16 protein-coding genes are annotated in these 21786 nt (G+C 63.3%); 12 read left to right on the forward strand and 4 right to left on the reverse strand.

The genetic code is table 11. From position 1 onward, the window contains the following. Window positions 1-127: 127 nt before the first annotated feature. From AC1RTQ_RS17790 to flhC, 3 genes are all read left to right on the forward strand, one after another. On the forward strand, window positions 128-1039 hold the full coding sequence (locus tag AC1RTQ_RS17790) for a sulfurtransferase (RefSeq protein WP_492877664.1): 912 nt from the start codon (window positions 128-130) through the stop codon (window positions 1037-1039). Window positions 1040-1706: 667 nt separating this feature from the next. Next, on the forward strand, window positions 1707-2033 hold the full coding sequence (flhD, locus tag AC1RTQ_RS17795) for a flagellar transcriptional regulator FlhD (RefSeq protein ID WP_302089660.1): 327 nt from the start codon (window positions 1707-1709) through the stop codon (window positions 2031-2033). A gap of 38 nt (window positions 2034-2071) precedes the next feature. After that, window positions 2072-2623 carry a flagellar transcriptional regulator FlhC gene (gene flhC / locus AC1RTQ_RS17800; protein WP_003052834.1) on the forward strand — a complete coding sequence of 184 codons (552 nt, stop codon included), beginning with the start codon at window positions 2072-2074 and terminating at the stop codon, window positions 2621-2623. A gap of 624 nt (window positions 2624-3247) precedes the next feature. On the opposite strand, the gene ppc is transcribed toward flhC, so the two are convergent. Next, the gene (ppc, locus tag AC1RTQ_RS17805; RefSeq protein WP_492877667.1) at window positions 3248-6097 is read right to left on the reverse strand and encodes a phosphoenolpyruvate carboxylase; all 2850 of its coding nucleotides are present in this window, start codon (window positions 6095-6097) and stop codon (window positions 3248-3250) included. A gap of 78 nt (window positions 6098-6175) precedes the next feature. Here ppc and hemC point away from each other — a divergent pair, with 78 nt between their 5' ends. Genes hemC through AC1RTQ_RS17825 form a run of 4 tightly spaced genes read left to right on the forward strand, consistent with a single transcriptional unit; the run spans window position 6176 to window position 10419 of the window. Then, window positions 6176-7120, forward strand: a complete 945-nt coding sequence (hemC, locus tag AC1RTQ_RS17810; protein ID WP_302089658.1) for a hydroxymethylbilane synthase — start codon at window positions 6176-6178, stop codon at window positions 7118-7120. Window positions 7121-7133: 13 nt separating this feature from the next. Then, complete coding sequence (locus AC1RTQ_RS17815) at window positions 7134-7979, forward strand: uroporphyrinogen-III synthase (RefSeq protein WP_492877669.1); 846 nt, start codon at window positions 7134-7136, stop codon at window positions 7977-7979. Next, a complete protein-coding gene (locus tag AC1RTQ_RS17820; protein ID WP_302089656.1) occupies window positions 7976-9091 on the forward strand; it encodes a uroporphyrinogen-III C-methyltransferase in 1116 nt (371 codons plus the stop codon). Before AC1RTQ_RS17815 ends, AC1RTQ_RS17820 begins: the two co-directional genes overlap by 4 nt. Before the next feature lie 17 nt (window positions 9092-9108). After that, a complete protein-coding gene (locus AC1RTQ_RS17825; protein WP_492877671.1) occupies window positions 9109-10419 on the forward strand; it encodes a heme biosynthesis protein HemY in 1311 nt (436 codons plus the stop codon). Window positions 10420-10555: 136 nt separating this feature from the next. On the opposite strand, the gene AC1RTQ_RS17830 is transcribed toward AC1RTQ_RS17825, so the two are convergent. From AC1RTQ_RS17830 to AC1RTQ_RS17840, 3 genes are read right to left on the reverse strand one after another with little or no spacing between them, the layout of a single operon-like run. Further along, the gene (locus AC1RTQ_RS17830; protein ID WP_302089654.1) at window positions 10556-11842 is read right to left on the reverse strand and encodes a cytochrome c; all 1287 of its coding nucleotides are present in this window, start codon (window positions 11840-11842) and stop codon (window positions 10556-10558) included. Further along, a complete protein-coding gene (locus AC1RTQ_RS17835) occupies window positions 11835-12404 on the reverse strand; it encodes a (2Fe-2S)-binding protein (RefSeq protein WP_003052822.1) in 570 nt (189 codons plus the stop codon). The genes AC1RTQ_RS17830 and AC1RTQ_RS17835 overlap by 8 nt, the downstream gene beginning before the upstream one ends. Then, the gene (locus AC1RTQ_RS17840; protein ID WP_492877674.1) at window positions 12404-15211 is read right to left on the reverse strand and encodes a xanthine dehydrogenase family protein molybdopterin-binding subunit; all 2808 of its coding nucleotides are present in this window, start codon (window positions 15209-15211) and stop codon (window positions 12404-12406) included. The genes AC1RTQ_RS17835 and AC1RTQ_RS17840 overlap by 1 nt, the downstream gene beginning before the upstream one ends. Before the next feature lie 522 nt (window positions 15212-15733). Here AC1RTQ_RS17840 and AC1RTQ_RS17845 point away from each other — a divergent pair. The 5 genes from AC1RTQ_RS17845 to AC1RTQ_RS17865 all read left to right on the forward strand — a co-directional run bounded on the left by AC1RTQ_RS17845 (window position 15734) and on the right by AC1RTQ_RS17865 (window position 21702). After that, complete coding sequence (locus AC1RTQ_RS17845; protein WP_492877676.1) at window positions 15734-16282, forward strand: cytochrome b; 549 nt, start codon at window positions 15734-15736, stop codon at window positions 16280-16282. 148 nt (window positions 16283-16430) lie between these two features. Next, window positions 16431-16994, forward strand: a complete 564-nt coding sequence (locus AC1RTQ_RS17850) for a YceI family protein (protein ID WP_492877678.1) — start codon at window positions 16431-16433, stop codon at window positions 16992-16994. Window positions 16995-17077: 83 nt separating this feature from the next. After that, entirely contained in the window at window positions 17078-17653 is a 576-nt protein-coding gene (locus AC1RTQ_RS17855; protein WP_492877680.1) for a YceI family protein, read from the forward strand. 194 nt (window positions 17654-17847) lie between these two features. Continuing rightward, the gene (locus tag AC1RTQ_RS17860; RefSeq protein WP_492877682.1) at window positions 17848-18498 is read left to right on the forward strand and encodes a VOC family protein; all 651 of its coding nucleotides are present in this window, start codon (window positions 17848-17850) and stop codon (window positions 18496-18498) included. Window positions 18499-18789: 291 nt separating this feature from the next. Continuing rightward, window positions 18790-21702, forward strand: a complete 2913-nt coding sequence (locus tag AC1RTQ_RS17865) for a valine--tRNA ligase (protein WP_492877684.1) — start codon at window positions 18790-18792, stop codon at window positions 21700-21702. The last annotated feature ends 84 nt before the right edge of the window (window positions 21703-21786 follow it).

Consider the following 21786-nt stretch of genomic DNA (forward strand, 5'->3'; position numbering starts at 1 on the left):
ATCTGCGCGGCTTGCCATATCCAAACAATGAAGCTGCGGGGCTGCGGCCCGATCGCATAATGGTTTGTATGCCGCAAGACTGCACCCCATGCCGTCTTCAGCCGTTCAATCTTTGGAGCAGCAAGCCATGAACCACTCGACGCCCGAGCACTACAACACCCTGATTTCCGTCGAAGAGCTGGCCCGGCTCAAGGCCAGCGGCAAGCCCTTGATGGTGTTTGACTGCAGCTTTGACCTCATGAACCCGCCTGCCGGTCGCGAGCAATATCTGCAGGTCCATATCGAGGGAGCCCTGTTCGTCGATCTGGACAAAGACCTCAGCGCACCGCACGGAGCGCCCGGCGAAGACGGCCAGGTCGCCACCAGCGTGCAGTCGGCATCCGGTGGCCGCCACCCCTTGCCCACGCGCGAGCGCTTTTCCGCCTGGCTGTCCTCCATAGGCTTTGCCAACGATATGCAGGCCGTGGTCTATGACCGCAACGCCGCCAATTACTGCGGTCGCCTGTGGTGGATGCTGCGCTGGGCCGGCCACGATGCCGTGGCCGTGCTCGATGGCGGGCTGCAGGCCTGGCAGGCGGCCGGCCAAGCCTTGAGCAGCGGGGAAGAGCCCGGCCATTTCCAGTCCAACTTTGAACTGGGCCAGCCGCTGGAGACGCTCAAGACCGTCGCTCAGGTCGAGGCCGATCTGGGTCAGGCCACCCAGACCCTCATCGATGCCCGGGCCCCGGCTCGCTACCGCGGCGAGGTGGAGCCCCTGGATCCCGTGGCAGGCCATATTCCGGGCGCGCTGAATCGCCCGTTCGGCAGCAATATCGCCGCCGACGGACGCTTCAAGCCCGCAGCGCTGCTCAAGGCAGAGTTTGACCAGTTGCTGGCCGGACGCGATCCCGCCAGCGTGGTGCACCAGTGCGGCAGCGGCGTCAGCGCCACCCCCAATGTGCTGGCCATGCGCATTGCCGGCTTTGCGCCCACGGCCCTGTTTGCCGGCAGCTGGAGCGAGTGGTGCAGCCAGCCCTCCCGCCCGGCCGAGAAGGGCTGAGCGTGCCGCACGCCAGTGCCAGTGCCGATGCCGCGCCAGGCACCGGCCTAGAACAGACATGCCCGCACGCCGCCCCGCGCTTGCCGGCTTCGCTTCCTGGGCCGCGGACAGAGCGCGCCGCGATCACGGCAGAGCGGCGCAAACTCGGTGCGATGCAGTGCGGTGCGGTGCGGTGCGGCGCGCTTGATCAACGCCAAGCCAGACCCAGCCAGACCAAGCCCGCTCCTTCGCGATGCTCCAGGCCTTGGCGGCATGGCCCACGCCCATGTCCGCGCTCCCGTGTCGATGCAGCCTGGCAACCCGGATTCGGGCCGCTACCACAGGACATCCGGGCCGCCCTGTTTCATAGGCCATCAGATACCGAATAAAAAGCCGCTTATTTGCTCGTTTGTCATCTTTCGGACAGATTCACAATACATGCACCAGCGGAATCCGGCCTGATGCAATGTCAGCCCCCACCCAGCACTCCGAGTCATCCCGAAGGACGGCAAGGCAGTAAGGGAAATCCTACATGCCTGCCTGTAAAACCAGACCGGCGATACCGACACTCCCCGACTTCAGTTCGATCAAGGCTTGAAACACAATTCACTTCAACAGATCGAAACACTTTTAACGTCTTGTTTATGTGTGCCGTGACGGTCTGTCGAGATTGAAAGGACTGGACCCCATGAACAACGAACAACTGCTTGCCGAGATCCGCGAAGCCAACCTCACCTATCTGATGCTGGCCCAGACCATGATCCGCCAGGACAAGGCAGAGGCTGTGTTCCGTCTGGGTCTGAACGAAGAGTCCTGCGAACTGCTGGGCTCGCTGTCTTCGGCCCAGGTGCTCAAGCTGGCATCGCGCAACACCTTGCTGGCCAGCTTCCGCGCCGATGACGAAATGGTCTGGAGCCTGCTGACCAATCACAGCAGCAACAAGATCGGTAACGCCGCCACCAATACGCTGCACGCCAACATCCTGATGGCCAGCCGTGTCTCCGAAGTGCTCTGAGCACCCGCTAGCGACTACCTGGTTTTTAGGAGAGATTGATGCCCGCCGCCAAGACTGCCACCAAAAGCGTTCTGAACGAATCCAAGCAAATCGAGCGCGCCGCCATGCTCATCGAGATGGGCGCCCGCATGCAGGTGCTGGAGTCCGAGACCACGCTGTCCTATGAACGCCTGATCCGGCTGTACAAGGAAATCTCGGGCAAGTCTCCCTCCAAGGGCCAGTTGCCGTTTTCCACGGACTGGTTTCTGACCTGGCAGGAAAACATCCACAGCTCGCTGTTCCTCAATATCTACGAATACCTGTCCAAGGGCGTGGAGCTGGACTCGGCCGAGCAGCTGACCAAGGCCTACCGCCTCTATACCGAACAGATTCAGGCTGCCGAACTCGAGGTGCTGCTGTCCTTTACCCGCGCCTGGCGCCTGGTGAAGTTTGTCGATGCACAGATGCTGACGCGCACCCAGTGCTCGGTCTGCAAGGGCCAGTTCGTGACCGAGCCTTACGAGAATGCGCGCCACTACCAGTGCGGCCTGTGCAATCCTCCCGCTCGCGCCGGCAAGAGCAAGGCGGCCGGCTCCTTGATGCTTCACTGAGGGGTTGACTCCCCCTGAGCCGCTGTGCGGCTTCCCCCTGAGGGGGACAACATCCTCGCTGCGCGGCGGCGCTTGCTTGATGTCTCGCTTTTGGAGCATGCCTGCTTGAAGGCTCTTCAACTTTCATAGCTGTTAGCGCCATACCAAAAAGGGTTTGAAGCATTTATCTGCCTCAAACCCTTTATGCATTGGCGCAGGCAGCTCCTAAAATTGCTGCATCTGCCTATCCCTCTGCCTCTGCCTCTGTGATCTGCGGCGAAGCTGCGACAGCGATTGCTTGATGGCTTACCGTGCAAGCGCGCTGGTTTGACGCCACATCAACTTTCATAGCTTACAGCGCAATGCAAAAAAGGTTTTCAAGCATTTATATACCTAAAACCCTTTATTCATAGGCGTATGCAGCTCCTAAAGTTGATAGCCATCCCTCTTCTGCTTCTGTGATCTGCTGCGAAGCTGCGACAGCGTTTGCTCGATGGCTCACCGTGCAAGCGTTCTGGTTTGACGCCATTTCAACTTTCATAGCTGATAGCGCCATACAGCAAATGGTTTGAAGTACTTATATACCCCAAACCCTTTATTCATTAGCGATACCAGCTCCTTATTCAGGAGCATCCGCCAGCGCTCTCAACCCGTGTTGCGCACTCCGGCAGCAATGCCGTTGATGGACAGATGGATGCCGTTCTTGACCCTGTCGTCGGTCTGCCCCGCACGCCAGCGGCGCACCAGCTCCACCTGCAGGTGGTTCAGCGGGTCGATATAGGGGAAGCGGTGGCGGATGGAGCGCGCCAGTGCGGAGTTGTGCTCCAGGCGCTGCTTGTCGCCCGTGATCTGGTTGAGCGCCTCCACCGTGCTGTGCCACTCGGCCTCAATTGCACCGAAGATGCGGCGGCGCAAGCGCGTGTCGGTCACCAATTCGCTGTAGCGCGAGGCCAGGTTCAGGTCGCTCTTGGCCAGCACCATGTCCATATTCGACAGCAGGGTGCGGAAGAACGGCCACTGGCGGTACATCTTCTGCAGCAGCGCCAGTTGCGCCTTGGCATCCTTGCCCGGACGGTGGATGAAGGCCTGGATCGCCGAGCCGAAGCCATACCAACCCGGCAGCGTCAGGCGGCACTGGCCCCAGCTGAAGCCCCAGGGAATGGCGCGCAGGTCTTCGATGGCCTGGGTCGCCTTGCGCGATGCGGGACGCGAGCCGATATTGAGTTCGGCGATCTCGCGAATCGGCGTGCTGCTGAAGAAGTAATTGGTAAAGCCCGGAGTCTCGTAGACCAGCGCGCGGTAGGCCGCCATGCTGGTTTCGGACAGAAACGCCGCAGCCTCCAGAAAGGCCTTGGTCGCCGGCTTGGTCGGCTGCAGCAGCGTGGCCTCCAGCGTGGCGGCCACCAGGGTTTCCAGATTGCGGCGCCCGATCTCGGGGTTGGCGTATTTGGAGGCGATGACCTCGCCCTGCTCGGTCAGGCGGATCTGACCGCGCACCGTGCCCGGCGGCTGCGCCAGGATGGCCTGGTAGCTGGGGCCGCCGCCACGCCCCACGGTGCCGCCACGGCCATGGAACATGCGCAGCCGGATGCCGTAGTGGTCGGCCAGATCGTCAAACAGTTCGACCAGCGCAATCTCGGCCCGGTACAGCTCCCAGTTGCTGGTGAAGATGCCGCCGTCCTTGTTGCTGTCGCTGTAGCCCAGCATGATGTCCTGCTCGCCGCCGCTTTTGCGGACCAGCTCGGCAATGCCGGGCAGCTGGTAGTAGCGGCGCATGATGGGCGCGGCATTGCGCAGATCCTCGATGGTCTCGAACAGCGGCACCACGATCAGGTCGCATTGCGCACCGTCCTGCAAGGTGCCGCGCAGCAGGCCCACTTCCTTTTGCAGCAGCAGCACTTCGAGCAGATCGCTGACGGTCTCGGTGTGGCTGATGATGCAATGGCGAATCGCCTCGCCGCCCAGGCGCTCGCGCAGGCGCTTGGCGGTCTCGAAGATGGCCAGTTCGCTGCGCGTGTGATCGCCGTAGTCGCCGCCCATCACCCGCAAGGGGCGTGCGTCTTCGAGCAGGCGCACCAGCAGCGCGCATTTGGCGTCTTCTTCAAGCAGGCTGTAATCGAGCTCGACCTTGGCGACCGAGAGCAGCTCGCGCACCACTTCTTCGTGCTTGTCCGAGCTTTGGCGCAGGTCCACCGTGGACAGGTAAAAGCCGAAGACCCGCACGGCACGCATCAGCGGGCGCAGGCGCTGCGGCGCCAGGGCATTGCCGTGGTAGCGCGACAGCGAGTCGTCGATGATCTGCAGATCGGCCAGAAACGCGTCGGCCGATGCATAGGCATTTTGCGGCGCCACGGCGTGGCGTGCCGCCTCGCCGCCCGTCAGCTGCCTGAGCGTCGCGGCCAGCCGCGCATAGATGCCCGTCAGCGCCCGGCGATAAGGCTCGTCGCTGCGGTGCACATTGTGGTCGGGCGAGGCATCGGCCAGCGCCTGCATCTCGGGCGTGATGTCCACCAGATTGGCCGACAGCGACAGCTCGCCGCCCAGATAGTGCACCTCGCGCAGATAGTGGCGCAGCGCCACGTCGGCCTGGCGCGTCAGGGCCAGCTCCAGGCTCTCGGCCGTCACAAAAGGGTTGCCGTCGCGGTCGCCGCCAATCCATTGGCCCATGCGCAAAAAGCTCTGCTCGGGCAGCTTCTCGCCCAGCTCCTGCTCCAGCTGCTCGTAGATCTTGGGGATCTCCTGCAGAAACGTCGCCTCGTAATAGGACAGGGCGTTCTCGATCTCGTCGGCCACCGTGAGCTTGGAATGGCGCAGCAGCCGCGTCTGCCAGAGCTGGGCCACACAGGCACGCAGCTGCGCCTGCACCCGCGTCAGCTCGCGCGGGGTCAGCGCATCCTTGGCACTGTTGTAGAGCTGGGCGCGCATCAGGATATCGTCGCGCTCGGCCAGCAACTGGGCAATGCGGCGCTCGGCCGCCAGAATGCTCTGGCGCTGCACCTCGGTGGGGTGGGCCGTTAGCACGGGGGAGATGAAACTCTTGGCCAGCGTGTCGACCACGTTGGCAGGCGAGATGCCCGCCCAGCGCAGGCGCGCCAGTGCCACCTCGATGCTGCCCTCCTGCGTGTTGCCGGCACGCTCGTGCACGGCACGGCGGCGGATGTGGTGGCGGTCTTCGGCCAGATTGGCCAGGTGCGAGAAATAGGTGAAGGCGCGAATCACGCTCACCGTCTGGTCGCTGGACAGCCCCTTGAGCAGCTTCTTGAGCGCCTTGTCGGCCGCTTCGTCGGCATCGCGCCGGAAGGCCACCGAGAGCTGGCGTACCTGCTCGACCAGCTCGTAGGCCGGCCCGCCCTCCTGCTCGCGAATCACATCGCCCAGAATGCGCCCCAGCAGCCGTATGTCCTCGATCAGCGGCAAATCCTTGTCGGTCTTGCGTGCCGGCTTGTCGCCATGTTTGTCTGCATGTGCGGCGCTCTTGGGGCGGGCGGAAGGCATGAACTATTCTCCTTGGGCACGGTGTAAGGCAACTTGCCATGCTAGCATTCCCTGTTACCCGCTTGAGACCGCGCCGTCATGAAATTTTCTGCATCCTCACCCACAGTAATCGTCATTGCCACACGTGAGAGCCAGCTGGCCATGTGGCAGGCCGAGCATGTGCAGGCGATCTTGCGCGGTCGCGGCCACAGCGTCGATCTGCTGGGGATGACGACCAAGGGCGACCAGATTCTGGACCGAGCCCTGTCCAAGGTGGGCGGCAAGGGCCTGTTCGTCAAGGAGCTGGAAGTGGCTCTCGAAGAAGGCCGCGCCGATCTGGCCGTGCACTCCCTGAAGGATGTGCCCATGGAGCTGCCCGAAGGCTTTGTGCTGGCCTGCGTGATGACGCGCGAGGACCCGCGCGACGCCTTTGTCTCCAACCGCTATGCATCGCTGGACGAGCTGCCCCAGGGCGCGGTGGTGGGCACCTCCAGCCTGCGCCGTCAGGCCCTGCTGCAGGCGCTGCGCCCCGATCTCAAGATCGAGGCCCTGCGCGGCAATGTCAACACCCGCCTGCGCAAGCTCGACGAAGGTCAGTACGACGCCATCGTGCTGGCAGCCGCCGGCCTGATGCGCCTGGAGATGAGCGAGCGCATCCGCGCCAGGTTCGAGCCGGCCCAGATGCTGCCCGCCGCCGGTCAGGGCGCATTGGGCATCGAGGTGCGCGCCGACCGTCAGGACATCATTGACGCCCTGGCTCCGCTGGCCCATATGCCCACCTGGCTGACCGTGACTGCCGAGCGCGCCGTCAGCCGCTGCATGGGCGGCAGCTGCTCCATGCCGCTGGCCGCATACGGCCGCTTTGAAGGCGACACCCTGCACATGGATGCGGCCTGGGGCGATATGGAAGGCAGCAAGGGTCTGGTTCGCGTACAGGCCAGCGCCCAAGTCACGGACTTTGCCAGCGCCAACGCCCTGGGCGAGCAACTGGCCGCGCAGTTGCAAGCCGCAGGTGCCGTGCCTGCGGCGCCCAAGCAGGACTGAGCCGCGCCTGCCCATGCGCCGCATTCTGGTCACCCGCCCCTTGCATGATGCAAAACCATGGGTTGATGCGTTTCGCGCCCGCGGTCTGCAGGCCCAGGCCTTGCCGCTGCTGGCCATAGGCTCCTGCACAGACCCGGCTGCGCACCAGGCTCTGCTGAGGGCGCGCGAGCTGGCACTGAAGTCAGGCCACTACCGCGCCGTGATGTTTGTCAGCGGCAATGCGGCGCAGTATTTCTTTACGCCAGACTCATCCCAAACACATACCGGTCAGGCGTTACTGGCGCCTGATACAAGAGCGTGGACTCCGGGGCCGGGTACGGAGCGTGCCTTGCTGGAGCTCGGCTTGAGCTGCCGCCAGATCGACGGCCCCAGCCCCGATGCCGCCCAGTTCGAGTCCGAAGCGCTGTGGCAGAACGTGCACGGCCAGGTTCGAGCCGGCGACCGCGTGCTGATCGTGCGCGGCACCAGCCCGGCGACCGCCCCCGTCGTCGGCAATGCCGACACACCCATGCCGTCCACACAAGGCGCAGGCCGTGACTGGCTGGCAGCCCGCCTGCGCGAAGCCGGAGCCGAGGTGGAACTGCTGGCCGTTTATGAGCGCCAGCTTCCTGCATGGACGGCGCAACAGCTGGATCTGGCCCGGCAAGCCGCCAGCGACGGCAGCCTGTGGCTGTTCAGCAGCTCGGAAGCTGTTGCCAACCTGCAACAGTTGCTGCCCCAGCAGCAATGGCACTCCGGGTTAGCGCTCACCACCCATGAGCGCATTGCCAGCAAAGCACTTTCAGCAGGTTTCGGTCGGGTTTTGCACAGTCGCCCAAGTCTGGACGATGTGGTGGCGTCTATAGAATCGGCGCTATGAGCTCCGATGCCATCCCCACCTCCGACAAGCAACCCATAGCCCCACCGCCCAACCAGGACCATTCCGTGCCCGCTCAGACCGGGCGTGGTGCTCCCACGGCTGTGGTGCTGACGCTGGCAGCGGTGGCTGCCGCAGCCCTGGTTGCCTGCGGCATGCTGTGGCAGCGCGTGGGCAATATGCAGGAGCAACTGGCGCGTCAGTCGGCGCAGTCCGGCGCGCAGTCGGTGGAGGCTCGCACCCTGGCCAAGGACGCGCAGGATCTGGCTCGCGACAGCGCAGCGCGTGTCTCCGTGATGGAGGCGCGTGTGGCCGAACTCAGCCTGCAACGCAACCAGCTCGAAGAGCTGATGCAAAGCATGTCGCGCTCGCGCGATGAAAACCTGGTGGCCGATATCGAATCCTCGGTACGCATGGCCCAGCAGCAGGCTGAACTCTCGGGCAGCCTGCAGCCGCTGGTAGCGAGCCTCAAATCGGCCAGAAAGCGCGTGGAAAGCACGGCCCAGCCGCGTCTGGCTCCCGTTGTACGAGCCATTGATCTGGATCTGGACAAGCTCGCGCGCATGAGCGTGACGGACACCACGGGAGTGCTCAGTCGTATTGAAGACCTGATTCGCCAGGTGGACGACCTGGCCCTGATCAACGATGTGGGCCGCCCGCGCGCGCGCGATGCCCAGCCCCGCAAGACGGCGGCCGCTCATGACACGCCCGAGGACGCCAGTCTCTCCCTCACTCAATGGGCCTGGTGGCAGGGCCAGGGTCAGCGGGTCTGGGACTCCTTCAAGGATGGCGCGGCCGATCTGGTGCGCGTGCGCCGCATTGATCACCCCGAGGTGGCCCTGCTGGCCCCCGAGCAGGGCTATTTCCTGCGCGAGAACCTCAAGCTGCAACTGCTCAACGCCCGTCTGGCCCTGCTGTCGCGCCAGTGGGAATCGGCGCGCGCCGACCTCAGCGCTGCGGGCACCCTGCTCAACAAATACTTTGACGCACGCTCACGGCGTACCCAGATCGCCCAGGCGCAGTTGCAGCAGATTCAGGCCAATCTGCATACGGGCGGACGCGTAGAGCTTGAAGACACGCTGAACGCTTTGACCACAGCGGCCGCCGGCCGCTAATCGAGGAGGACACAGAGATGCGCGCCGCCTTGTGGTTGATGGGTCTGTTTGCCGTGGCCGTGGCCATGGCGCTGTTTGCCGGCAATAACCAGAGCTCGGTCACCTGGTTCTTGTCGCCCTACCGGGTGGACATGTCGCTGAACCTGGCCCTGGCTCTGCTCTTTCTGGCTTTCGTGCTGCTTTATGCCGCGCTGCGTGCCCTGGCAGTGCTGCTGCAGATGCCGCACCAGGCACGCCGCTGGCGCATGCAGCAAAAAGAGCGTGGCATGAACCAGAGCCTGCTCGAAGCACTCTCGCACCTGCAAGCCGGCCGCTTTTTGCGCGCCCGCAAATCGGCCCTGGTCGCCTTGTCCACCGAGCAATCGCTGCGCGAAGCAAAGGCCGGCCTGCCGTATGGCGAGCGCCTGAACGCCACGGCCCATCTGATCGCCGCCGATGCCTCCCACGCCCTGCAGGATGCCGCCTTGCGCGACAAGCACTGGCAGCAGGCCCTGGACGTGCTGCCCATACCCGGCAACACCCAGGACATGGAAATTCGCGAAGGTGCCCAGATGCGCGCCGCGCGCTGGGCACTGGACGACCGCGATGCCGCCGAATCGATTCGCCGCCTGGGCGAGTTGCCCCTGGGCGCCGGCCGTCGCACGATTGCCCTGCGCATCAAGCTCAAGGCCGCACGCCTATCCGGCGACACGCAGGCGGCGCTGGACACCGCCCGCCTGCTGGCCAAGCACCGCGCCTTCTCTCCCGCAGCCTCGGCCAGCGTGGTTCGCGGCCTGCTGCTGGCCAGCATCCGCGACGCACGCGACACCTCGTCGCTGCAGCAGTTCTGGCTGTCGCTGGACGAAGACGAGCGCGCCATGCCCGAAGTGGCCATCCCTGCCACGGAACGCCTGATCGAGTTGGGTGGCGAAGCCCTGCAGGCACGCGCCTGGCTGCTGCCCGTGTGGGAGCATTTGCTCACCCAGCCCGGACCGCGTACGGAAACCCATCTGCCCAAGCTGGTGGAAGTGTTGCAGTCAAGCCTGGGCAAGCTGGATGGAGCCTGGCTCGCTCGCATGGAAGCTGCAGCCAATGCCAACCCGCGCGAGCCGCGCCTGCAATACCTGGCCGGCATGGCCTGCGTGCAGCGCGAGCTCTGGGGCAAGGCCCAGCAGTTGCTGACCCGCGCCGCACCGCTGCTGCAAGACTGCCAACTGCGTACCCGCGCCTGGCAGCGCCTGGCGCTGATGGCCGAGCACCGTGGCGATATGGAGGCCTCGGCCATCGCCTGGAAGCTCGCAGCCCAGGCCATGGTGGTGCTACCGGACAATCCGGCGCAGGACGAATAGGCGCAGCCTCGCAAGGAAACACGGCGTCGAGCGGACGCTGTGAGGCCAACGCCCCTGCTGCCCTCTGGCGCAAAGCAAAAGGCCACGGCCGCCGCGGAAATCCGCGAGCGACCGTGGCCTCTAGCCAGGTCCGGAGTTACTTGCTGTGCTCTATGGTCTTCACATGCTCCGCCACCTCAGCGGCGGTCACGTCGCCAGGGCGGCCGCCCCAGGTCTGACGCATGTAGTTGACCAGATCGGCCATCTCCTCGTTGCTGAGCTTGTCGGCATAGCCCGGCATGGTCTGCATGCGTTCGCCATGGGCCAGATCACGCTCGTGCACACCCTCGCGGATCACGCGAATCAGGTTGATGGGCGTGGGGAACATGGCCGTGGTGTTGGTGCTCATGGGCACCGACGAATGCGGCTGGCCCTGGCCCTGCGCACCGTGGCAGCCTGCGCACAGGCCCAGGTACAGGTTCTCGCCCTTGACGCTGGTCTGCCCCTCGGCCGCCTTGACCTTGGGCCCGGGCATCTCGCGGTTCTGGGTCAGATAAGCGGCCATGGCGCGCACATCGGCCTCCGCCATGCGCGAGGTGGAATGCTCAAGCACTGATGACATGCGAAAAGTCATCACCCCTTGCGGCGACAGCCCGGTTCGGAAGAATCTGACCAGATCGTCCTTGGTCCAGCCGCGCTCGCTCAGCGCATCGGGGGTCAGCGCCGGAGCGTAGGAGCCTTCGATGGTGTTGCCCTCGAGATAGCGCGAGCCATCCATGGCAAAGGTGGCCTTGGTGCGCGGGCTGTGGCATTCGGCGCAGTGGCCCAACACATCCACCAGATACTTGCCGCGCACCAGCTCGTCCACCGACATGTCGAACTCCTTGGCAGCGGGGCGATTGAGCGCATTCCACATGGCCACGGCAGGACGGATGTTGAAAGGGAAGTTCATCTCGCTGGGCTTGTTGGCGACCTCCACGGCCGGCTGCTTCATCAGCCACACCCACAGCGCATCGACATCGGCACGCGTGATCTGGTGGTAGCTGGCGTACGGCATGGCCGGATACAGGTTCTTGCGCCCTGGCGCCATGCCGGCAGCCACTGCGCGGTACAGATCGTCGGCCGTCCAGCCGCCGATGCCGTGCGCCTTGGAAGGCGAGATATTGCTGCCGTAAAGCGTTCCCATGGGCGTGACCATGGGCACACCGCCTGCCAGCTCCGCGCCCGTGGCGGGCGAGCTGTGGCAGGCCGCGCAGTCACCGCCGCGAAACACCTGCTCGCCGCGCTTGTACAGCGCATCGAACTCCTGCGGGCCCAGCTTGGCAAAGTCCACCGTGGCCGGCGGGACGTCGCCGCTTGCGCTGCCGTACAGGTACATGCCTCCAGCCACGAGCACGCCCACAACGGCGGCTGCGCCCAGGCCCTTGATCCAGGTCTTAGCCATTGTTCACGACCTCCTTGCTGCGCTTGCCCGTGGTCAGGCCCGGCGTCTTCAGGATCACGTCGCGCACGGCGTTGTAGTAGCGCACATAGCCGGTGCAGCGGCAGATATGGGGCTCCAGCTGCTCCTCGATGGCTTTTTCCACCTCATCGGCGGGCACGGGGTGCTTCTGCAATTTTTCCACCAGCACGGTGGCCGAGTTCACGAAACCGGGCGTGCAGTAGCCGCACTGGAAGGAGTAGTGCTCGAGAAAGGCCTTCTGCACCGGCGAGGGATGGACCACGCCCTTGTCGTCCACCGAGGCAATGCCTTCCACGGTACGAATGGTCTTGCCGTTGAGCCAGGTCACGCCGGTCACGCAGGCGGGCACGGTGATCGAGCCTTTTTCAGGGTCGTCGACGATGATGGTGCAGGCGCGGCACACGCCCTGGCCGCAGCCCAGGCGCGTGCCGTTCATGCCCGCGTATTCCTGCAGGAACTCGATCATCATCAAATCCTTGGGAACGTCGACGGGGCCCACCTGTTTGCGATTGATGGTGGCGGAGAATTGAATACGGTCCTGCATCACAGTGCCTCTTTGATTTTGTCGGGGGTCACGGGGGTCGCATGGAAGCGCTTGCCCGTGGCATGGGCGATGGCGTTGACGCAGGCGGCGACCACCGGAATCATCACCACCTCGGCCATGCCCTTGGGCGGATCAGTGCGCGACAGCGGCGGCAGCACCACGCCCTCGGCCTTCCACACGGCCACTTCGCTGGCGCGCGGCACGTGGTAGCGACTCAGACTCCACTGGCCGTTGCCGGGGCCGGTCTCATGGAGCGGCAGCTCTTCGTACAGCGCATGGCCAATGCCCATGGCCACACCGCCCTGAATCTGGCCGGAGACCAGCTCGGGCACGATCTGCGTGCCGCATTCCAGCCAGGTCTTGTGCGAGAGGATGTTCACCTTGCCCGTGCCCGGGGAGACGGACAGCTCCACCATGGTGGCGCAGGGCGCGTAGTACACCGTGCCCGCATTGGTGCGCTGCACCGGCGGGTAATAGACCTTGTCGCGTGCGATGAAGGCATAGCCGCCGGATTTCATCGCGGCCTTCTTGGCCTCGCCTGCACCCTTGCCGTACTGCACGGAAAGGGCGTCGATCATGGCCTGGAACTTCTGGCCCTCGACCGTGAAGTCGGCCTTGGCCCAGGCCCAGCGGTTGAAGGCATGCACGCAGACGCCGGTCACGACGCCCAGCTCGTGCGCGCGCTCGGCCAGGCGCTCCAGGCTCAGCGGCTCCAGGCCTTCGGCAACGAGCATGCGCTCGCGCCACTCCAGCATGTCTTCCGTGACGGTGCTGGGCAGCAACTGGCCTCCGCCCTCCTTGCCAGACCAGATCGACTGGGCCGCAGGCCACAGGCAGAGCTTGAGCAGCAGCTGCGCCGCCTGCTGCGTGGCATGGCGGAAGTAGTAGGCCGAGTTCGAGGCCGATACCGGCGACACCAGACGCGGCGTCCAGGTCGGGTCTCTGGCCAGCTCGTCCTCCTTGGCCTGGGGCGTGGTGTAGGGCTCGTCCTTGGTATGCAGCGGCAGGTTGTCCCAGTGATTGACAGCGAAGTCCACATCGTCCGCCGGGCGCCCCAGGAAGGGCTCGACCGCCACCAGCTGCGCCGTGGTGCTGCCGGTTCCGATCTCGGTGGCGATATGGCGCATCTTGATGCGGCCCTCGGGCGTGATCTCCAGCTGCGCGATCGAGGCTTCCGCCCCCGTGCCGAAGTCCTTTTGCACCGCACCGAAGCCTATGCCGTAGCGCAGGCCGGGGTTGGCCGCCTCGAAGTCGGCCTTGCGCTTGGCGCGCTCGGTCCACATCGCATCCTTGGCAGCCATGTCCAGGATCTCGCCAATGCGCAGATGCCCCGAGGGCGAGGCGCCCTGCGTGTTCTTCATGCTGCTCTTGAGCACATTGCGTCGGCGCAGCTCGATGGCGTCCAGGCCGATCTCCTGGGCGATCTCGTCGACCAGCATCTCGGTATAGGCCATGGACTGCACCGTGCCGTAGCCGCGCATGGAGCCGGCCGTGACGCCGATGGAGGGGTACACCTCGGTCGACAGGTCGCTCTCGGGGAAGTAGTAAATGGATTGCGCCGCCGTCACCGCCACCGTGCCCACCGAGGGGCTGAAGTTGGTCACGCCGCCGCCGTCGCCCACCATGTGGCAGGTCAGCGCGTGGAACTTGCCGTCCTTGTCCACCGAGATCGCGGTCTCCACATCGAAGGGATGGCGCTTGAGCGCGAACTGGAAATGCTTCCAGCGGTCCAGCGCCAGCCGCACCGGGCGACCCTGGGCGTACAGCGACGCCAGTGCCACATAGAACGGGAAGGGATGGTGCTCCTTCTGGCCGTAGCCCACAGTGTAGGAGCTGATGTAGTCGAGCTGGTTCAGCGCCAGCTTGCTGTCCTTGAGCATGTGCATCACATGCTCGGCCGTGCCGTACGGGGCCTGGCTCGCGGCGACCATATGCAGCGCACCGCTGCCCTGCTCATACCAGGCCAGGCCGTTTTCCATTTCCATGGCCACATGCTCGATGGACTGGCTGTAGTACTTGCGTGCAAAAGCGCGCAAGCCGTCCTTGGGCTGCTTCATCTCGGCCTGAATGCGGGCCGACTCGCCCATCAGCGCGCCGAAGGCAGGGTGGCTGCTGTCGGGCCAGTGCACGCCTTTTTCATCGAGCTGCGGCCAGATGACGGTGTTCTTCATGGGCGAGAACCTGTCCTCGCCATAGCCGTCCTCGCCCTGCACGCGTACGTAACGCGCTGCCACATAGGGCGCGCGCGGCGGCTGGGCAGCCTCGGCACCGAAGCGGAAGATCGCGTCATTGAAGCGCAGACGCTGGTTGGCCACGCGGAACTTCTCGTAGTCGTGCCAGATGGCCACGGCCACCGGGTGCCCCAGCATGGGCGAGACCTGGCCCTTCTTGACGAAGAATTCGCCGTAGAAGCCCGGCTCGGGCATTCCCACGCCGTCGGCGGCAATGGACTCGGCATCGATCAGCACATCGGGCTGGTAGTCGCTGCCCAGCACCGACAGATCCAGGCCTTCGTAGATGCGGTCGGCGCGCGGGATATGGATGGTCAGCGCATGCGACTGCTGCGCAGGCCAGCCCTGCATGTCCCTGGCGCGCAGATCGATGGCAAAGACCTTCTGCCCCGTGACCTTGGCCAGGCCGTCGCGGCGGTAGTTGAGGGTGTTGCCACTGATCCAGTGGGTCTCCTGACCGCTGGCGGGCGTGATCAATTCCGCAAGCGCGTCTTTGACCGGGCGCACACTTGCGATCACGCCCATGGCGGCGGCAGTCTTCAGAAAACTGCGCCGATTCAAGTCCAGTTTGGACACGGTTCCAACTCCTTGCTGCAATGCGCACAGCTACAGCAAGGACTGGCGTGGGCACATCGCTAGATGACTATGTATTCCTGAACGTTGTATGCGTCCAAGAGTCAAAAAGCAGGTGATAACGGCTGCAGTTGTTGTCGGCATTTCTACCCACATATCGCCAGCCTTGGCCGTCCGCCACGCTTTGGTCTTTTAAAAGACTAAGAGGCGCGAAGTATAGAAACAGCGGCCAGCATGATTTCTCGCCACCCAAATTCACAAGTCAAATACTCGGAAAATTGATATGCATCAATGCCGACTTCCTTCATTGGTGCTTGTCGCGCAAAACGGCATGCGCCCACTTCGCTCTGCATCGAAGGCTCGATGACCTTGCAAATGCCAAAGTTTCTTGGCTCGGACATTCAGCGTTTTTGAATCAAGCCCTCAATCCTGTTGAACCTTTTTGCATTCGCCGCTTCATACACTGCATATCAATTTCAGCAGGCCCCCAGCGCCCGCAACCCGCACTTTCTGATTGCAGTTTCCATGAACTCAAGCCCCCGCTACAACGGTACCGCCATCGCCCTGCACTGGGTTCTGGCCTTGGCACTGATCGGCATCTTCGCCTTTGGCCTCTATATGACAGGGCTGCCTTTCTCGCCCACACGCCTCAAGTACTTCAACTGGCACAAATGGGCCGGCATGACGATTCTGATCCTGTCCGTGCTGCGCCTGGTCTGGCGCATCACCCACCGACCGCCGGAGCTGCCCGAAGCCGTCACCCGCACCATGCCCGCCTGGCAGCGCATGGCCCACCATGGCGTGCACCACCTGATGTATGCGCTGTTCTTTGCCATCCCGCTCGTGGGCTGGATGTACAGCTCGGCAGCAGGATTTCCCATCGTGCTGTTCGGTCAATTGCCGCTGCCTGACCTGGTGAGCAAGAGCCCTGAACTGGCCGAAGCGCTCAAGCCCTGGCATGGCTATCTGGCCTATGCGCTGGCAGCCCTGGTGGTGATGCATATCGCTGCCGTCATCAAGCATCAGATCATTGACCGCGACGGACTGCTGTCACGAATGATTCCGGGGAAATAACACCCCCTGAGCGGCTTCGCCGGGGCGGCCCCGCCGCTTCCCCCAGGGGACGACAGCTTTGCTGCGCGGCGGCGCTTGCTCGCTGTCTCACTCCTTCAAGCCGAACCGGTTTTTGAGTTTTTTGTATGTTCATCACAAGGAGTTTTTGATGAAAGTCCTTTTTTCCTCCGCACTGATCGCCACCGCCTTCATGGGCACTGCTGCGCAGGCGGCCCAAGCCCTGGTGCCTGCACAGAGCGCCGTCAACTTTGAAGCCAAGCAGATGGGCGTGCCGCTCAAGGGCCACTTCAAGAAGTTCGACGCCCAGATTGCCTTCGACGCTGCCAAACCCGAGAGCAGCAAGATCCATTTCACGGTCGATACCGGCAGCGCCACCATGGGCGCCAAGGAAACCGATGCCGAACTGCCCAAGGCAGACTGGTTCAACGTTGCCAAATTCCCTCAGGCCACCTTTGACTCCAGCGCCGTCAAGGCTCTGGGCGGTGGCAAGTTCCAGGTGGACGGCACGCTGACCATCAAGGGCAATGCACAGAAAGTGAGCCTGCCCGTGACGCTGACCCAGTCCGGCGCCACCACCACGGCCGCCGGAACGATGGCGCTCAAGCGCCTGAACTTCAAGATCGGCGATGGCGACTGGAAGGACACCTCCATGGTGGCCGACGAGGTCAACGTGCAATTCAAGCTGGCTCTGACCGGCGTCGGCAAGCTCTAAGCGTTTTTTTGGCTCCAGCCCTTGGTAGTCAATGGCTGGTAGCTCATGTCTTGATAGTTCCAATCCCTGAAGGAGTATTCACCATGCGTTCCACCCTGTTCGCCCTGGCCGCTGCGTCCCTGTTTGCCACCGCTGCCCAGGCGGCACCAGCCACTTACGCCATCGACCCCACACACACGTTTGCCACTTTCGAGATCGATCACTTTGGTGCCTCCACCAACCGTGCCCGCTTCGACAAGAAGAGCGGCAACGTGCAGTTCGACAAGGCTGGCAAGACCGGCAAGGTCGATGTCGAGCTGGACATGACATCGGTGAACTCCGGCACCGCCGCTTTCAACAAGCATCTGCAAAGCGCCGACATCTTTGACGCCGAGAAATTCCCCAGCGCCAAGTTTGTCTCCGACAAATTTATCTTCGACGGCGACAAGCTCAAGGAAGTGACCGGCCATCTGACGCTCAAGGGCAAGACCGGCCCCGTCACTCTCAAGGCCAACAAGTTCACCTGCTACGAAAGCCCCATGCTGCAAAAGCGTGAAGTCTGCGGCGGCGACTTTGAAGCCTCCATCGACCGCACCCAGTGGGGCGTGGACTACGGCATCCCCTATGGCTTCTCCAAGCAAGTGCGCCTGGTCATGCAGATCGAAGCCGTGAAGCAGTAATCCAGGTCCGCAAAGACTCTCGAGTGAAGCCCTTTGCGGGCTCTCTCTTTGGCCTGGCCCGTGCAAGCGGTCCAGGCTTTTTTACGCCTGCGACCTGCTTCAGACACAAATCCCCTTCATCAAAAAATTTACTTTAGGTTAATCAATTACGAATAGTAGAATAAAACCACTCACACAATCGAAGGAGACATCGCATGAGCCAAGCCGCCCCTACTCCGGTTTACTCCCAGCCTCGGCGCGCGGACATGAGTCAGCTGCCCGCACCTGCCGCCGTGCAGCAGCTGCACCACTACGCCTACAAGGCCAAGGATGCGGAAGAGACTCGTCACTTCTACGAGGACATTCTGGGCCTGCCGCTCTATCACATCATCCAGAGCGACTACGTCCCCTCCACGGGCGAATACTGCCCTTACACCCATTTCTTCTTCCGCCTCAAGGACGGCTCCTTCATCGCCTTCTTCGACATTGGCGACGACGAAGCGGCCCTGCCTTCACCCAACACCCCGATCTGGATCAACCACATCTCCTTCCGTGTGGACTCCGTGCAGGAGCTGGAAAACACCAAGGCCCGCCTGCAGGCCTGCGGCGTGGAAGTGCTGGGCGTGACAGATCACCACATCTTCAAGAGCATTTACTTCTTCGACCCCAACGGCATCCGCCTGGAGCTGACGGCCCAGCTGGCCGACGAGCTGCAGATGCTCAAAGAAAGCAAGACCGCCCATGCACGCCTGGACGAATGGACGGCCCGCAAGGAACAGTGGCGCAAGGAACGTGCCGAGGGCAAGTCCAGCGCTCCGCTCAAGCCGCAGAGCAACGACCGGCCGGAATTCGTCCCTGCCTCCTGAGGCGCTTTGCGCTTTCCCCCAAGGGGGACGGCGCCCCCGCTGCGGGGCGGTTGGGGCCGCCCGGGCCTTGGTCGACGTCTCTGGCGTGGTACATACTTATTCAAGCGGTGTCTCGCTCATTTAATAGCTACAAGCGCTTGATAAATAAGCGCAGAAGGGCGAAATAAGACCTACCGCGCTCATCACTGGATCGGATCGCTAAAATCATTGGCAATCCGTCCTTATCTTTCATGCAGACGGCATCCCTTTTCAGGATGCCGTTTTCATTTCCAGAGTTCTTGTAACGCAGCCATGAGCGACACCATTCAACAGCCCGGCCTCGACAGCCTCTCCAAGTCTTTTGAACCTGCCTCCATCGAGGCCCATTGGGGCCCTGAGTGGGAAAAGCGCGGCTACGGCAATGCCGGCTATCGCGGCACAGGCAAGCCCGGTACCGAAGCCACGGCGGCAGGCAACAACTTCTCCATCCAGCTGCCCCCACCCAATGTGACAGGTACGCTGCACATGGGACACGCGTTCAACCAGACCATCATGGACTCGCTGACGCGCTACCACCGCATGAAGGGCTACAACACGGCCTGGATTCCCGGAACCGACCACGCAGGCATCGCCACCCAGATCGTGGTGGAGCGCCAGTTGCAGACCCAAGGCGTGAGCCGCTATGACCTGGGCCGTGACGAGTTCACCAAGAAGGTCTGGGAGTGGAAGGAAAAGTCCGGCGACACCATCACCACACAGATGCGCCGCATGGGCGACACCGTGGACTGGAGCCGCGAATACTTCACCATGGACGACAAGCTGTCCAAGGTGGTGACCGAGACCTTCGTGAAGCTGTACCAGCAAGGCCTGATCTACCGGGGCAAGCGCCTGGTGAACTGGGACCCGGTGCTGCAATCTGCGGTGTCTGATCTGGAAGTCGAGAACCAGGAAAAAGACGGCTCGCTCTGGCACATCGCCTACCCATTGAGCAGCGGTGAAGGTCAGCTGGTGGTGGCCACCACCCGCCCCGAAACCATGCTGGGCGACGTGGCAGTGATGGTGCACCCGGAAGATGAGCGTTACAAGCACCTGATCGGCCAGACCGTGACCCTGCCTCTGGTGGGCCGCCAGATCCCCATCATCGCCGACGAGTATGTGGATCGCGAGTTCGGTACCGGCGTGGTGAAGGTCACGCCTGCGCACGATCAGAACGACTATCAGGTGGGCCAGCGTCACAAGTTGCCCATGATCTGCGTGCTGACGCTGACCGCCAAGATCAACGACGAAGCGCCTGAGAAATACCGCGGCATGGACCGCTTCGTGGCCCGCAAGGCCATCGTGGCCGACCTGGAAGAGCTGGGCCTGATGGTCGAGATCAAGAAGCACAAGCTGATGGTGCCGATCTGCGACCGTACCGGCCAGGTGATCGAGCCCATGCTGACCGACCAGTGGTTCATCGCCATGAGCAAGGTGGCCAACGAAGGCACGGGTGACGCCACAGGCAAATCCATCGCACAAAAGGCCATCGATGCAGTGGCCTCGGGCGAAGTGAAGTTTGTGCCCGAGAACTGGGTCAACACCTACAACCAGTGGATGAACAACATCCAGGACTGGTGCATCTCGCGCCAGCTGTGGTGGGGCCACCAGATTCCGGCCTGGTACGACGAAGAAGGCAATATCTACGTTGCCAAGAACGAAGCAGAAGCCCAGGCACAAGCCCCGGGCAAAACATTGCGCCGCGACGCCGACGTGCTGGACACCTGGTACTCCTCCGCCATGGTGCCGTTTTCCACCATGGGCTGGCCCGAGCAGGGCAATGCAGCCGATGATGACTACAACCTCTACCTGCCCTCCTCGGTGCTGGTGACGGGCTACGACATCATCTTCTTCTGGGTGGCGCGCATGATCATGATGACCACGCACTTCACGGGTCGCGTGCCGTTCAAGCATGTCTACATCCACGGTCTGGTGCGTGATGCGCAAGGCAAGAAGATGTCCAAGTCCGAAGGCAATGTGCTGGACCCGGTCGACCTGATCGACGGCATCTCGCTGGAGCCGCTGCTGGAAAAGCGCACCACCGGCCTGCGCAAGCCCGAGACCGCTCCTCAGGTGCGCAAGAACACGCAAAAGGAATTCCCCGAAGGCATTCCCGCCTACGGCGCGGACGCACTGCGCTTCACCTTTGCCGCGCTGGCGTCGCTGGGCCGCTCCATCAACTTCGACAGCAAGCGCTGCGAGGGCTACCGCAACTTCTGCAACAAGCTCTGGAATGCGTCGCGCTTTGTGCTGATGAACTGCGAAGGCCATGACTGCGGCCTGGCTCCTCACACCAAGGAACAATGCCAGCCCGGCGGCGAATTCGCAGGCTATATGCACTTCAGCCAGCCCGATCGCTGGATTGCTTCGCAGCTGCAAAAGGTCGAGGCCGAAGTGGCCAAGGGCTTTGCCGAGTTCCGCCTCGACAACGTGGCCAACGCCATCTACGACTTCGTCTGGAACGAGTTCTGCGACTGGTATCTGGAAATCGCCAAGGTGCAGATCCAGACCGGCAACGAAGCCCAGCAACGCGCCACGCGCCGCACGCTGATCCGCACGCTGGAGGCGATTCTGCGTCTGGCCCACCCCATCATTCCGTTCGTGACGGAAGAGCTGTGGCAGCAGGTCGCTCCCGTGGCCGGCCTCAAGGGCGAGTCCATCGCGGTGGCACGCTACCCCGAAGCACAGCCGGAGAAGATCGACGAAGCCGCTATCACCTATGTGGGCCGCATCAAGCAGATGGTCGATGCCTGCCGCGCGCTGCGCGGCGAGATGGGCGTGTCGCCCGCCCAGCGCCTGCCGCTGCTCACCGTGGCTGGCAATGCCGAGGACTCGGCATTTCTGCGCGCCAATGCCGATGTGCTCAAAAACCTGGCCAAGCTCAGCGAAGTCAAGGTGTTCGATGACGAAGCCGAATGGGCTACCGCCGCACAGTCCGCTCCGGTCAACGTCCTGGGCGACATCCGCATGGCTTTGTTTGTCGAAATCGACGTGGCCGCCGAGAAGGCCCGCCTGTCCAAGGAAGCCAAGCGCCTCGAAGGCGAGATCGTCAAGGCCAACGGCAAGCTGAGCAACGAGGCCTTCTGCGCCAAGGCTCCTGCTGCGGTGCTGGAGCAAGAGCGCAAGCGTCTTGCCGACTTCGGCTCGACACTGACACGCATCAACGAGCAACTCGCTCGCCTGGGCTGAAACGAGACCCCCCTGAGCCGCTACGCGGCATCCCCCTGAAAAGGGGGACGTCACCCTCGCGGCGGGGCGGCCCTTGCTTGGCGC

The sequence above is a fragment of the Comamonas sp. GW821-FHT11H03 genome (genome assembly GCF_058807955.1).

What these genes read in the sequence shown, in the direction of transcription:
- AC1RTQ_RS17790 (WP_492877664.1), top strand. Translation starts at nt 128, where the DNA reads ATGAACCACTCGACGCCCGAGCACTACAACACCCTGATTTCCGTCGAA.
- flhD (WP_302089660.1), top strand. Translation starts at nt 1,707, where the DNA reads ATGAACAACGAACAACTGCTTGCCGAGATCCGCGAAGCCAACCTCACC.
- flhC (WP_003052834.1), top strand. Translation starts at nt 2,072, where the DNA reads ATGCCCGCCGCCAAGACTGCCACCAAAAGCGTTCTGAACGAATCCAAG.
- ppc (WP_492877667.1), bottom strand. Translation starts at nt 6,097, where the DNA reads ATGCCTTCCGCCCGCCCCAAGAGCGCCGCACATGCAGACAAACATGGC.
- hemC (WP_302089658.1), top strand. Translation starts at nt 6,176, where the DNA reads ATGAAATTTTCTGCATCCTCACCCACAGTAATCGTCATTGCCACACGT.
- AC1RTQ_RS17815 (WP_492877669.1), top strand. Translation starts at nt 7,134, where the DNA reads ATGCGCCGCATTCTGGTCACCCGCCCCTTGCATGATGCAAAACCATGG.
- AC1RTQ_RS17820 (WP_302089656.1), top strand. Translation starts at nt 7,976, where the DNA reads ATGAGCTCCGATGCCATCCCCACCTCCGACAAGCAACCCATAGCCCCA.
- AC1RTQ_RS17825 (WP_492877671.1), top strand. Translation starts at nt 9,109, where the DNA reads ATGCGCGCCGCCTTGTGGTTGATGGGTCTGTTTGCCGTGGCCGTGGCC.
- AC1RTQ_RS17830 (WP_302089654.1), bottom strand. Translation starts at nt 11,842, where the DNA reads ATGGCTAAGACCTGGATCAAGGGCCTGGGCGCAGCCGCCGTTGTGGGC.
- AC1RTQ_RS17835 (WP_003052822.1), bottom strand. Translation starts at nt 12,404, where the DNA reads ATGCAGGACCGTATTCAATTCTCCGCCACCATCAATCGCAAACAGGTG.
- AC1RTQ_RS17845 (WP_492877676.1), top strand. Translation starts at nt 15,734, where the DNA reads ATGAACTCAAGCCCCCGCTACAACGGTACCGCCATCGCCCTGCACTGG.
- AC1RTQ_RS17850 (WP_492877678.1), top strand. Translation starts at nt 16,431, where the DNA reads ATGAAAGTCCTTTTTTCCTCCGCACTGATCGCCACCGCCTTCATGGGC.
- AC1RTQ_RS17855 (WP_492877680.1), top strand. Translation starts at nt 17,078, where the DNA reads ATGCGTTCCACCCTGTTCGCCCTGGCCGCTGCGTCCCTGTTTGCCACC.
- AC1RTQ_RS17860 (WP_492877682.1), top strand. Translation starts at nt 17,848, where the DNA reads ATGAGCCAAGCCGCCCCTACTCCGGTTTACTCCCAGCCTCGGCGCGCG.
- AC1RTQ_RS17865 (WP_492877684.1), top strand. Translation starts at nt 18,790, where the DNA reads ATGAGCGACACCATTCAACAGCCCGGCCTCGACAGCCTCTCCAAGTCT.